The 12,676-nt window shown below is 65.1% G+C and carries 10 protein-coding genes and 1 tRNA gene; 9 read left to right on the plus strand and 2 right to left on the minus strand.

What is annotated here, in order from left to right:
- Positions 1–179: 179 nt before the first annotated feature.
- Positions 180–254 (minus strand) — tRNA-Gln (locus SE91_RS22425).
- Positions 255–509: 255 nt separating this feature from the next.
- On the opposite strand from SE91_RS22425, the gene SE91_RS22430 reads away from it, so the two are divergent.
- Positions 510–2,288, plus strand: a complete 1,779-nt coding sequence (locus SE91_RS22430; protein WP_061849152.1) for an acyl-CoA dehydrogenase family protein — start codon at positions 510–512, stop codon at positions 2,286–2,288.
- Between the two features lie 206 nt (positions 2,289–2,494).
- On the opposite strand, the gene SE91_RS22435 is transcribed toward SE91_RS22430, so the two are convergent.
- Entirely contained in the window at positions 2,495–3,727 is a 1,233-nt protein-coding gene (locus SE91_RS22435) for an MFS transporter (RefSeq protein ID WP_061849153.1), read from the minus strand.
- Positions 3,728–3,977: 250 nt separating this feature from the next.
- Between SE91_RS22435 and SE91_RS22440 the strand changes: the two genes are divergently transcribed.
- The 8 genes from SE91_RS22440 to SE91_RS22475 form a co-directional block, all read left to right on the plus strand.
- Positions 3,978–4,736 (plus strand): enoyl-CoA hydratase-related protein, encoded by a 759-nt coding sequence (locus SE91_RS22440; RefSeq protein ID WP_061849154.1) that lies wholly within the window; start codon positions 3,978–3,980, stop codon positions 4,734–4,736.
- A 181-nt stretch (positions 4,737–4,917) separates the two neighbouring features.
- Complete coding sequence (locus SE91_RS22445; protein ID WP_061849155.1) at positions 4,918–6,579, plus strand: bifunctional metallophosphatase/5'-nucleotidase; 1,662 nt, start codon at positions 4,918–4,920, stop codon at positions 6,577–6,579.
- Positions 6,580–6,714: 135 nt separating this feature from the next.
- The gene (locus SE91_RS22450; protein WP_008551228.1) at positions 6,715–7,644 is read left to right on the plus strand and encodes a histone deacetylase family protein; all 930 of its coding nucleotides are present in this window, start codon (positions 6,715–6,717) and stop codon (positions 7,642–7,644) included.
- Positions 7,645–7,718: 74 nt separating this feature from the next.
- Complete coding sequence (locus SE91_RS22455) at positions 7,719–7,970, plus strand: exodeoxyribonuclease VII small subunit (protein ID WP_061849156.1); 252 nt, start codon at positions 7,719–7,721, stop codon at positions 7,968–7,970.
- 606 nt (positions 7,971–8,576) lie between these two features.
- The gene (gene dxs / locus SE91_RS22460) at positions 8,577–10,505 is read left to right on the plus strand and encodes a 1-deoxy-D-xylulose-5-phosphate synthase (protein WP_061851247.1); all 1,929 of its coding nucleotides are present in this window, start codon (positions 8,577–8,579) and stop codon (positions 10,503–10,505) included.
- Positions 10,506–10,684: 179 nt separating this feature from the next.
- On the plus strand, positions 10,685–11,239 hold the full coding sequence (locus tag SE91_RS22465; protein ID WP_008551270.1) for a nucleoside 2-deoxyribosyltransferase: 555 nt from the start codon (positions 10,685–10,687) through the stop codon (positions 11,237–11,239).
- A 26-nt stretch (positions 11,240–11,265) separates the two neighbouring features.
- Complete coding sequence (locus SE91_RS22470; RefSeq protein ID WP_061849157.1) at positions 11,266–12,000, plus strand: TlyA family RNA methyltransferase; 735 nt, start codon at positions 11,266–11,268, stop codon at positions 11,998–12,000.
- On the plus strand, positions 11,993–12,676 hold a 684-nt coding region (locus SE91_RS22475; protein WP_502687177.1), incomplete at its 3' end, for a class I SAM-dependent RNA methyltransferase. The genes SE91_RS22470 and SE91_RS22475, both read left to right, overlap by 8 nt.

The following is a 12,676-nucleotide window of genomic DNA, read 5'->3' on the forward strand; positions in this document are numbered from 1 at the left end:
AGCGCGGACTTCGCTCAAGGCAGTTCCAGGGAGCTCAAACGTCGGCTCGATCGAGCAGATGCAGCTGACGCGCATCGACGACAAGCGTGACGCTCACGGACACCCTTTGCGGTGCGCCGCAGCGCTGCGACCCCGACCGGCGCGGTTTTCGTCAGCAGATTCATAGGGACCGAAGCTTCTGGCTGGGGCGGGAGGGATCGAACCTCCGAATGGCGGAATCAAAATCCGCTGCCTTACCGCTTGGCTACGCCCCAACTGAAGACCGGCGAACGGCGGCAGATCGAGCTGCCGCGGATTCCCTTCGGTCGCTGCCGGTCTATAGGGAGCGGCGCGGCATTTCAACCGCCTGGAGGGGCAAAATACCACACGGGGCGGACCATCCGCCCGCCTCACTTTATTATATGGCCCGGTAGCTCCGCCCCGGCACCGCGCCGTCCCCATCCACCGGCCATTGAGACCGCCCCCGTTTCGTGGGAATACGGCGCCAATGATGTCCACGGGAGTGAGCCATGACCTACCGCGCGCCGATTTCTGACATGCTGCTGTCGCTCAACCATGGCGCCGGCCTCAAGGCCGCAGTGGAAGCCGGCCATTACGGCGATTTCGACGCGGACATTGCCGCGGCCGTGCTGGAGGAAGCCGGGAAATTCGCAACCGACGTGCTGGCGCCGCTCAACAAGGTCGGCGACGAGCACGGCATCAAGCTCGAGGACGGCAAGGTCACTACCGCGCCGGGCTGGCCCGACGCCTACAAGCGCTGGACCGACGGCGGCTGGAACGCGGTGTCCGGTCCGGAAGATTTCGGCGGCCAGGGCCTGCCGCTCGCGATCAACGCGGCCTGCACCGAGATCTGGAGCGCCGCCAATCTCGCCTTCGGTCTCTGCCCGCTGCTGACGGCCTCCGCGATGGAAGCGCTGGAAGCGCATGGCAGCGACGAGCTGAAGACAATCTATCTCGAAAAGCTCGTCTCCGGCGAATGGACCGGCACGATGCAGCTCACCGAGCCGCAGGCCGGCTCCGATGTCGGCGCGCTGCGCACCCGCGCCGAGAAGCAGGCCGACGGCACCTATCGCATCAAGGGGACGAAGATCTTCATCACCTATGGCGAGCACGACATGACCGACAACATCGTGCACTTCGTGCTGGCGCGCCTGCCGGACGCGCCCGCCGGCACCAAGGGGATCTCGCTGTTCCTCGTGCCGAAATTCATGGTCAATGCAGACGGCTCGCTGGGCCAACGCAACGACATCTATGCCAGCGGCGTCGAGCACAAGCTCGGCATGCATGCTTCGCCGACCTGCACCATGACCATGGGCGATCATGGCGGCGCCATCGGCTTTTTGATCGGCGAAGAGAACCAGGGTATGCGCTGCATGTTCACGATGATGAACCAGGCCCGCCTCGGCGTCGGCCTGGAAGGCGTCGGCGTCGCCGATCGCGCCTATCAGCAGGCGCTGTCCTACGCCCAGGAGCGCAAGCAGGGCCGCGCCGTGGGCAAGAAGGGCGACGGCTCGGATGCGATCTTCGTCCATCCCGACGTCAAGCGCATGCTGATGCGGATGCGGGCGCAGACTGCTGCCGCGCGCACCATCTGCTATGCGACCGCGGTCGCGATCGACGTGTCCACCCGCGCCAAGGATGCCAAGGTGCGGAACGACGCGGCCGCGCGCGCGGCGCTGCTGACGCCGATCGCAAAGGGCTATTCCACCGACATCGGCAACGAGGTCGCCTATCTCGGCGTGCAGGTGCATGGCGGCATGGGCTTCATCGAGGAGACCGGCGCCGCGCAGCATTATCGCGATGCCCGCATCACCGCGATCTACGAAGGCACCAACGGCATCCAGGCGATCGATCTCGTCACGCGCAAGTTAGCTGCCAATGGCGGCGCGTCGGTGTGGACACTGCTCGATGAGCTCTCGGCGACCGTCAAGCAGGTGGAAGCCTCCAACGATCCCGCCTTCGGCACCACGGGCACGAAGCTGCGCGAGGCGCTGGACGCGTTGACGCGCACCAGCAAATGGCTGCTCGAGCGCGTTGCTTCCGCACCGAACGAGGCGCTCGCCGGCGCGACGCCGTATCTCCAGCAATTCGGCGCAACGCTCGGCGGCTGCATGCTGGCCTCCGAGGCGCTCGCCGCCAAGGCCGAGGGCGCGACGGATGCCGCGCGCTACGTCTCGCTCGCGCGCTTCTTCGCCGAGAACATCACGGTGCAGGCCCCGGCGCTCGAACGCACGGTGACCGAGAGCGCGGAGTCGGTTGCGGCGGCGGACGCGGTGTTGTTGGGATAGCGACACGGCCGGTCCGTCATCACCCCTGCGCGCCCGCTCTCCACTGTCATTCCCCGCGAAGGCGGGGAATCCAGTACGCTGCGGCTTCGCGATCACTTTGAACGTCTCGGAGTACTGGATCGTCCGCCTTCGCGGACGATGACACCGAGTGTGTGGGACACACCAACTACACTGCGGCTCCCGCGTTGGCGCTTCGCTCAGCCCAGCTACGAAGCTGCGACCTCAGCCCTCTTCCCCGGCCGCCACAGCACCACGCCCGCGGCGACGAGATCCAACCCCACGCACAGCGCGAACGCCGTCGTGTAGTTGCCGGTGAAGCTGCGCACCAGGCCGACGATGCCGGGGCCGAAGGCGCTGACGATGCCGCTGATCGAGGTGCCGAGGCCCATCGCGGCGGCGAACGCGGAAGAGCCGATCTCGCGCTGGATGATCAGAGGCGGAAACGTGATCATGTTGCCGATCGAGAAGCCGTAGACGGCGCAGCAGGCCAGCAGCACGGTCGGGCTCGTACTTTGCAGAGCCACTAAGAGCGCGGCGGCCTGGCTCGTCATCGATGCCGCGCAGGCGAGCCTGGGATCGAGCCGGTCGACGAACAGGCCGAGCAACAGGCGGCCGACGATCGCCATCGCTGCCATAATGGTCACGGCAAGGCCGGCACTCGCGCGCCCGATCAGCGGCTCGAGAAACGCCACCTGGTGGATGATGAAGCCCATCTGCGCCAGCAGCGCGATCGCGATCGGCAACACCATGGTCCAGAAGGCCGCATTGGCGAGCAGCGCCTTGCGCGAGTGAACCGGCGCAGCCGCGCCGGGGGCACGTCCGCCCGAAGAAGGCAACGTCCCCGCGGGCCAGCCGATGAACGTCACGACCACAGGCAGCACCAGCACCATCATGGCGAGCGTGGCAGCCAGCATCGCGGACCGGAAACCGATGCTGCCGCTGAGCGACAGCAGCAGCGGGACCAGGATGATGCCGCCGCAGGTCGCACCGTTGAAGGCGAGGCTGAGCGCGAGGCCACGGCGCTGCTCGAACCAGGAGTTCAGCACGGTTGCGATCACCACGGTGCCCATGCCGGTCCAGCCGACCGACATCAGCGCATAAGCGAGATAAAGCTGCCAGGGCGTCTGCATCAGCGCCAGCAGCACGGTCGAAGCGCCGAGTGCAGAGAGGCCGCAGAGGATCAGTGCGCGCAGCCCGATGCGGGCGAGCAGGTCGTCGGTGAAGATGACGAGGACGGACGTGAGGAGGAACGAGAAGGTGCTCGCCGCGGAGACCAGCGTGCCCGGCCAGCCATGAGCGCGCTGCAGCTCGGCTAGATAGACGCCCTGGCCATAGAGGCCGAAGCCGAACATGAAGAAGGCCATCATGAAACAGGCCAGCACGACGCGCCAGCCGCGATAGTGCAGCGAGGATTCGTCAATGCGCGTTCCGGCTATCATCGATGAAGCAATCAATCAAAGGAAACGGCACCGGATGCGATCCTGCACTACAACTTACGGTTTTTCAAATGAAACATTGTAGCCATTTGTTGCAATGCGCAACAGCGCGTGACGGGCGATACGCGCCGACGTCACAGGATCGGCATCGAAAAGCCCGAACCGGCGCATTGGCAGGCCTGCAAGATGATGTAGGCTGACGCTTCGTGAGACACGCCAAGGGCAAGCGCCGCGGCGACCGCAGGGGGCTCGCATGCCGAACGGCAACATCGTCGTCACCGAAGAGCGGGGAACGCGCGTGATCACCCTGCGCCGACCGGGCAAGAAGAACGCGATCACGCAGGACATGTATCGGGAGATGAGCCGTGCGATCGACACCGCGCAGAACAACCCCGACATCCGCTGCATGATCATTACCGGCGGCTCCGGCGTGTTCACCGCCGGCGACGACATCGACGATTTCCTGAATGCCGACACCTCGCGCCCCGAGACGCTGTCGGAAGGGGCCAAATTTCTCTATTCGCTGGCCCTCAATGCCAAGCCGATCATCGCGGCCGTGGACGGCGCCTCGATCGGCATGGGCACCGTGATGCTGTTCCACTGCGACTATGTGCTCGCCTCGAACGCGGCGACCTTCTCCGCACCCTATATCCATCTCGGGCTGGTCCCGGTCGGCGCCGCCAGCCTCTTGATGCCTGATACGATGGGCTACCAGCGTGCCTTCGCGATGCTGGTGATGGGGCGGACCTTCACCGCCGCCGAGGCGCATGCCGCGGGATTCGTCAACACCGTGGTCTCACCGGGACACACCGAGGTCGAGGCGCGCAAAGTGGCACGCGAGATCTGCCGGCTACCGGCCGAGGCCGTTGCGACCTCGCGCAAACTGCTGCGCACCCCGCCGGAAGAACTCACCCGCCGCATCGACCAGGAAGGCCATCTGTTCGGCGAGCGGCTGAAGTCGGACGAAGCGGTGGCGGCGTTCAATGCGTTTGCGAACAGGAAGAAAAGGTAGCGGCGCGATCGGTGACCGGCAATGGTCGTCATTCCGGGGCGCGACAAAGTCGCGAGCCCGGAATCCATCGGGCGGCAGAGTTCGTGGATGAATGGATTCCGGGCTCGACGCTACGCGTCGCCCCGGAATGACGGCGAGAACCTTCGTGAAATCTTCGCGCGGAATGACTAATCTTGTACCCATGCGATACTCCGTCATCATTTCCGCGCTCGCGCTGACACTGATCACTCCCCTGCCCGCCTCGGCCCAGACCGCCGCGCCGGTCGAGCTGCGCATCCTCGCGATCAACGATTTCCACGGCAATTTGCGTCCGCCGCCGGGCGGAATCCGTATCGGAGATCCCGAGGACAAAGCCAAGAAGGTCATGGTCGCCGCCGGCGGCGCCGAATATATGGCGACGCTGGTGAAGCAGCTGCGCGAGGGACACAGGAACACGATCTTCGTCGCCGCCGGCGACCTGATCGGCGCAAGCCCGTTTTTGTCAGCAATGTTTCACGACGAACCTTCGATCGAGTCGCTCTCGATGATGGGGCTTGCGATCAGCTCGGTCGGCAATCACGAATTCGACGAAGGCAAGACCGAGCTCCTGCGGATGCAGAACGGCGGCTGCCATCCGCTCGACGGCTGCCAGGGACCGCATCCCTTCACCGGCGCCAAATTCAAATATCTCGCCGCATCCACGGTGGAGACCGCGACGGGCAGGAGCGTGCTGCCGCCTTATGAGATCAGGGAGTTCGACGGCATCCCCGTCGGCTTCATCGGGCTGACGTTGAAGGAGACTGCCGGCATCGTCTCGCCATCAGGCATTGCCGGTCTCGAATTCCGTGACGAGGCCGAGACGGTGAACGCGCTGGTGCCGCAGCTGAGGGCGCGCGGGGTCGAGGCGATCGTGGTGTTGATCCACCAGGGCGGCGAGCCCTCGGGCGACTACAATGAATGTCCTGCCATCACGGGACCGATCGTCGATATCGTGAAAAAGTTCGACCGTGCGGTCGACGTCGTCGTCAGCGGCCATACCCACCGCGCCTATGTCTGCGACATCGACGGACGGCTCGTCACCAGCGGCGACAAATACGGCACGCTGGTCACCGCGATCGACCTTAAGCTCGATCCGGCAAGCCGCGACATCGTCGGCGCCAAGGCCGAGAACGTCATCGTCGCCAATACCTCGCTGGCGAAGGATCCCGAGCAAACGGCACTGATCGAGGCTTACGACAGACTGTCGGCGCCGATCGCCAACCGGCCGGCGGGATCGGTGACGCAGACGCTGTCGCGTAGTCCCAACGAGGCCGGCGAAAGCCCGCTCGGCGACGTCATCGCAGATGCGCAATTATTCGCGACCCGCGACGCCAAGGACGGCGCCGCCGTCATCGCGCTCACCAATCCCGGGGGCATCCGCACCGACATCGTGCCGAAGGAGAACGGCGCGATCACGTTCGGTGACGTCTTCGCGAGCCAGCCGTTCCGCAACCGCCTCGTCACCATGACGCTGACCGGCAGCCAGCTCAAGGACATGCTGGAACAGCAATGGCTGGACCCGAAGCGGCCCCGAATCCTCCAGGTGTCGAATGGATTCAGCTATGCCTGGGATGCGGCGAAGCCATTTGGTGAGCGCGTGAGCCTGGACAAGATGACGCTCAACGGCAGGCCGGTCGAAGCCGGGAGCGGATATCGCGTCACCGTCAACGATTACCTCGCCGTCGGCGGCGACGGTTTTACCGTCGCCAAGCAGGGCACGGCGCCGCAATATGGCGGCTATGATGCGGACGCGCTGTTCGCGTTCTTCCGGGCGCATGGGCCGATCGGTCCGCTGCCGCCGACCCGCATCCTCCGTGTGAATTGATCCGGATCAAACTGGCCGGCGCGGGCCGACCCTTTGCCATTGCCGCCCAAATGCCTAGATTGGGTTTTGCATTGCGTTTTGGCGCCGGATGCGCCAAGCGACGTCAAGCGCCGTTTTTCCCGCGAGGCCGACCTGATGAGCACGCTTCTTCTCTCCCACAAGGCCTGCCTCGACCACGTCACGCCGCCGGGACATCCTGAAAGGCCGGATCGCCTGCGTGCGGTGGAGGAAGCGCTATCGCATGAGCGTTTCCAGTTTCTGGTGCGCGACCAGGCGCCGGAAGGCGATCTGGATCTCGTCACGCTGTGCCACAACGAGCATTACGTCACCGAGCTGCGCCACATCGCGCCGACCAGCGGCCAAGTCTATATCGACGGCGACACTTCGATGTCCCCTGGCACCTGGGAAGCGGTGATGCGCGGCGTCGGCGGCGCGGTGGCGGCCACCGAAGCGGTGATGGCCGGCGAGCATCGCAATGCCTTCGTCGCGGTGCGCCCGCCCGGACATCACGCCGAGATCGGCAAGCCGATGGGCTTCTGCTTCTTCGACAATGTCGCGATCGCCGCGCGCCACGCCCAGCGCAAATACGGCATCAAGCGCGCCGCCATCGTCGATTTCGACGTGCATCACGGCAACGGCACGCAGGACATCTTCTGGTCGGACCCCACCGTGATGTATTGCTCGACACACCAGATGCCGCTGTTTCCGGGCACCGGCGCCAAGAGCGAGCGCGGCGATCACGATACCATCGTCAACGCGCCGCTCGCCTCCGAGGACGGCGGCCCTGAATTTCGCAGCGCGTTCGAGAATCTGATCCTGCCGCAGCTGGAAAAATTCAGCCCCGAGTTGCTCATCATCTCCGCCGGCTTCGATGCGCATTACCGCGACCCGCTGGCCTCGCTGAATTTGCGCGCGGAGGACTACGCCTGGGTGACGCGCAAGCTGATGGACCTCGCCGACAAGAGCGCCGGAGGGCGCGTGGTTTCGGTGCTCGAGGGCGGCTACGACCTGCAAGGACTGAAAGAATCTGTTACGGCGCATGTCGGCGCCTTGATGGGCGCCTGACGACGCTCGCCACATTAAGCCCGCAAAACCCGCCTTCACTGAGGGCTAAGCGAACCGGGCAATCGGAAACGGATATGGCCGAAAATACTCAAATCGACGTCTCCAGGCTCACTTTCGAGCGCGCGATCGAGGAACTCGAGACGATCGTGAAGCGGCTCGAAGACGGCAAGGTGCCGCTCGAGGAATCCGTGACGATCTATGAGCGCGGCGAAGCCTTGAAGCGCCGCTGCGAGGATTTGCTGCGCCAGGCCGAGGCCCGCGTCGACAAGATCACCACCGATGCCAGCGGCCAGGCTACCGTCACCGCGCCGCTCGACGTTCAGTAGCTAAGGGTTCCCACATCTGGCCTGACCGAACTTGATCCCCGTTGTAGTGCACGAGGGTCACAGTCGGCTGCCTTTTTCATGATCGCACGGCGCCGTCCCGTGCGACATTACGGTTCCATATGTCGGAAACACGCTGAACCCCGTCTTGGAACCGGGAAGTACGAGGATAAGAAAGCTCTGATTCTGGCGAAAAAGCTCGCCCAGAGACTTGGCCAGCCTGGAACCCCTCGTCGCGGGCCGCAGTTAACCACTCTGGCCCACCGGTTGCACTGCATAACCCCCAATCGGCCCAGCGGGTTGGCTTTGGCCTCAGCTTTGGTGTAAAGCTGCGCGGAGTGTGGCTTTTTGCAAGCCTTGCGTGGGCACAGATTACCAACGACAAGCGCTTCAAACTGCTGATGAATTGGCTGGGACGGGCGAAGCCGATCTAAGTGACAGGGATCACAGAGACTGAACCGGAGCGCACTTAAGCTTACCTAAGCTTGAAGACGGGGCCTTGCCCCATGCAGGTGGCTCCGACGGTTTGAGGACTCGCGCTGCGCCGAAATTGTGCAAACCCATCTTGCACCGGAATGACCTTCCGGCGCTGACAAATTGGAAATCGCCGTGAACGCATACAGTAAAACGCCGCTTCTCGACACCATCCGGACGCCGGAAGACCTGCGCAAGCTCAAGGTCGAGCAGGTTCGCCAGGTCGCCGACGAGCTGCGGCAGGAGACCATCGATGCCGTCTCGGTCACCGGCGGTCACTTCGGCGCGGGTCTCGGCGTGGTCGAACTCACCACCGCGATCCATTACGTCTTCGATACGCCGCGCGACCGGCTGATCTGGGACGTCGGCCATCAGGCCTATCCCCACAAGATCCTCACCGGCCGGCGCGACCGCATCCGCACCCTGCGCACCGGCGGCGGCCTGTCCGGTTTCACCAAGCGCAGCGAGAGCGATTACGATCCGTTCGGCGCGGCGCATTCCTCGACTTCGATCTCGGCCGGTCTCGGCATGGCCGTCGCGCGCGACCTCTCCGGCGGCAAGAACAACGTTATCGCAGTGATCGGTGACGGCGCGATGTCGGCGGGCATGGCCTACGAGGCCATGAACAACGCGGGTGCGATGAACTCGCGCCTGATCGTCATCCTCAACGACAACGACATGTCGATCGCGCCGCCGGTCGGCGCCATGAGCGCTTATCTGTCGCGCCTCTATTCCGGCAAGACCTATCGCACGCTGCGCGATGCGGCCAAGCAGATCAACAAGCGCCTGCCCAAGATCATCGCCAACCGCGCCAACCGCGTCGAGGAATATTCCCGCGGCTTCATGATGGACGGCGGCACGCTGTTCGAGGAGCTCGGCTTCTACTATGTCGGCCCGATCGACGGCCACAATCTCGACCATCTCCTGCCCGTGCTGAAGAACGTGCGCGACATGGAGACCGGCCCGATCCTGGTCCACGTCGTGACCCAGAAGGGCAAGGGCTACGGTCCCGCGGAAGCCTCGGCCGACAAGTACCACGCCGTCGTCAAGTTCGACGTCGCGACCGGCACCCAGGCCAAGGCCAAGCCGAACGCCCCGGCCTATCAGAACGTGTTCGGCCAGAGCCTCGTCAAGGAAGCGCAGAAGGACGACAAGATCGTCGCCATCACCGCCGCCATGCCGTCAGGCACCGGCGTCGACATCTTCAACAAGGCTTTCCCCGACCGCACCTTTGACGTCGGCATCGCCGAGCAGCACGCGGTGACCTTCGCCGCCGGCCTTGCGAGCGAAGGTTACAAGCCGTTCTGCGCGATCTACTCGACCTTCCTGCAGCGCGGCTACGACCAGATCGTGCATGACGTCGCGATCCAGAACCTGCCGGTCCGCTTCGCCATCGACCGCGCCGGCCTCGTCGGCGCCGACGGTGCGACCCATGCCGGCTCGTTCGACAACGCCTATCTCGGCTGTCTGCCCAACATGGTGATCATGGCCGCGGCCGACGAAGCCGAGCTCGTGCACATGGTGGCGACCCAGGTCGCGATCGACGATCGTCCGAGCTCGCTGCGCTATCCGCGCGGCGAAGGCCGCGGCATCGAGATGCCCGAGGTCGGCATTCCGCTCGAGATCGGCAAGGGCCGCATGATCCGCCAGGGCAGCAAGATCGCCCTGCTCTCCTTCGGCACCCGCCTCGCCGAGTGCGAGAAGGCGGCCGACGAACTCGCCGCCCATGGCCTCTCGACCACGATCGCGGACGCGCGCTTCATGAAGCCGCTCGACACCGAACTGGTGCTCAAGCTCGCCCGCGACCACGAGATCCTGATCACGATCGAGGAAGGCTCGGTCGGCGGCTTCGGCTCGCATGTGGCGCAATTCCTGACCGACCAGGGCGTGCTCGACACCGGCATGGTCAAGTTCCGCTCGATGGTGCTTCCCGACGTCTTCCAGGACCACGACACGCCGGCCGCGATGTACGGCCGTGCCGGTCTCGACGCCAAGGGCATCGTCGCCAAGGTATTCGAAGCGCTCGGCAAGGACGTCAAGGCCGAGACGGTCAAGCTGGCCTGAGCCGTCGCGACAGACGCTGCCCCCCCACCTCTCCCATCGGGAGAGGTCGGATTGCGCAAGCAATCCGGGTGAGGGGTTGAGGTCCCACGAGAGGGGGTAACCCCTCACCCGGCGCTTCGCGCCGTCCTCTCCCGATGGGGGAGGTGTCGCACCGCGCTTCGCATCGGCAGACCGCACCCATGAAAATCTATCTGGCAGGCCCCGACGTGTTCCTGCCGGATGCGGTCGAGATCGGCCAGCGCAAGGTTGAAATCTGCGCTTCGCACGGGCTCACCGGCCTTTTTCCCCTCGACAACGCGATCGAGCTCACCGCGCCCGATGCCTCGCGGCAAATCTTTTGCGGCAACGAGGCGATGATGGACGCGGCCGATGCGATCATCGCCAACCTCACCCCGTTCCGGGGCGCCGGCGCCGATCCCGGCACCGTCTACGAGCTCGGCTACATGGCCGGCCGCCGCAAATTCTGCCTCGCTTATTCCAACGATGGCGCGGTTTATGCCGACCGCGTCGGCCGCTTCATGGACGTCGTGTCCGAGGACGGTCGGCTGGTCGATGCGCAGGGGTTGACGGTCGAGGATTTCGGCCTGGTCGACAACCTCATGATGATCCATGCGCTGGAGCTGCATGGCTGCGCGCTGGTCACGCCGGCCACGATGCCGATCGACGTCTGGCACGATCTCGCCGCGTTCGAGACTTGCGTCCGCATGGCGGCCGCGCGATTGATCGCTACATAAGCTTCAAGTCGTCTGTCGGAGATCCGATGCCCCCTGCCCGCAAGCGCGCGGATGTATTGCTGGTCGAGCGTGGCCTGTTCGAGAGCCGGGCGCGGGCGCGCGCGGCGATCGAGGCCGGGCTCGTCACGGCCGACGACAAGCAGGTCGCAAAACCCTCGGAGACGATCGCCGAGGACGCGATCATCCAGGCCGAGCCGGCGCATCCTTACGTCTCTCGCGGCGGCGTCAAGCTTGCCGGGGCGCTGGAGCGTTACCCGATCGAGATCGAGGACCATGTTTGCCTCGACGTCGGTGCCTCCACCGGCGGCTTTACCGAGGTGCTGCTCGCGAACGGCGCGAGCCTGGTGTTCGCGATCGATGTCGGCACCAGCCAATTGCATCCCTCGCTGCGCGATCATCCCAAGATCGTGTCGATGGAGGAGACCGACATCCGCAGCTATGAAGGCAAGCGTCTGCCGGCGCGGCCCGACATCGTCGTCATCGACGTCAGCTTCATCTCGCTCAAGACGGTGCTGCCGGTGGCGCTGTCGCTCGCGGCCGCGTCGATGAGCCTGCTGGCGCTGATCAAGCCGCAATTCGAGGCCGAGCGGAAGCACAACAAGAAGGGCATCATCCGCGACACCGCCGTGCACCGGGAGATCTGCGACGACATCGCGGCGTTCGCCGCCTCGCTCGGCTGCACCGACATCGAGATATTCCCGTCACCAATCACGGGTGGCGACGGCAATGTCGAATTCTTCCTGGGCGCGCGCCGTGGTTGAACGGCTGACGATCGATCACGTCGGCCATCGCGGCGACGGCGTCTCGCTCACCACGGGCGATGCCGTCTACGTGCCCTACACGCTCGGCGGCGAGACGGTCGAGGTCGACCACGTCGTGGGCCACCATCCCGATCGCCGCAAGCTGCTGGCGGTGCACGTCGCAAGTCCCGAGCGCGTCGAACCGTTCTGCCCACATTTCGGCGTCTGTGGCGGCTGCGCGATCCAGCACTGGGCCGCCAAGCCCTATCAGGCCTGGAAGCGCAGCATCGTGGTCGAGACGCTGGCGCAGGCCGGCCTCGATTGCGAGGTGGCGGAGCTGGTCGATGCGCACGGCGCCGGGCGCCGGCGCATCACGCTGCATGGTCGCTTTGGCACGCACGACATCCTCAAGGTCGGCTTCTCCGCGACGAGCTCGCACGACGTCATTCCGATTCATCGCTGTCCCATTCTCGATCCCGGGCTCGAGGGCGCGCTCGAGGCCGCCTGGGCCCTCGCCGAACAGCTGACGTCCAAGATGCCGGTGACGAAGCCGCTCGACATCCAGGTCACCGCCACTGCCAACGGCCTCGACGTCGACGTGCGCGGCTCCGGCCCGTTGCCGACGGCGCTGGTCACCGCGCTGTCGCGCGTCGCCGAACTGCATCGCCTGGCCCGGCTGACGCGGCATGGCGAGCTG

This window comes from Bradyrhizobium sp. DOA1 (genome assembly GCF_001593325.1).
Taxonomy (GTDB): domain Bacteria; phylum Pseudomonadota; class Alphaproteobacteria; order Rhizobiales; family Xanthobacteraceae; genus Bradyrhizobium.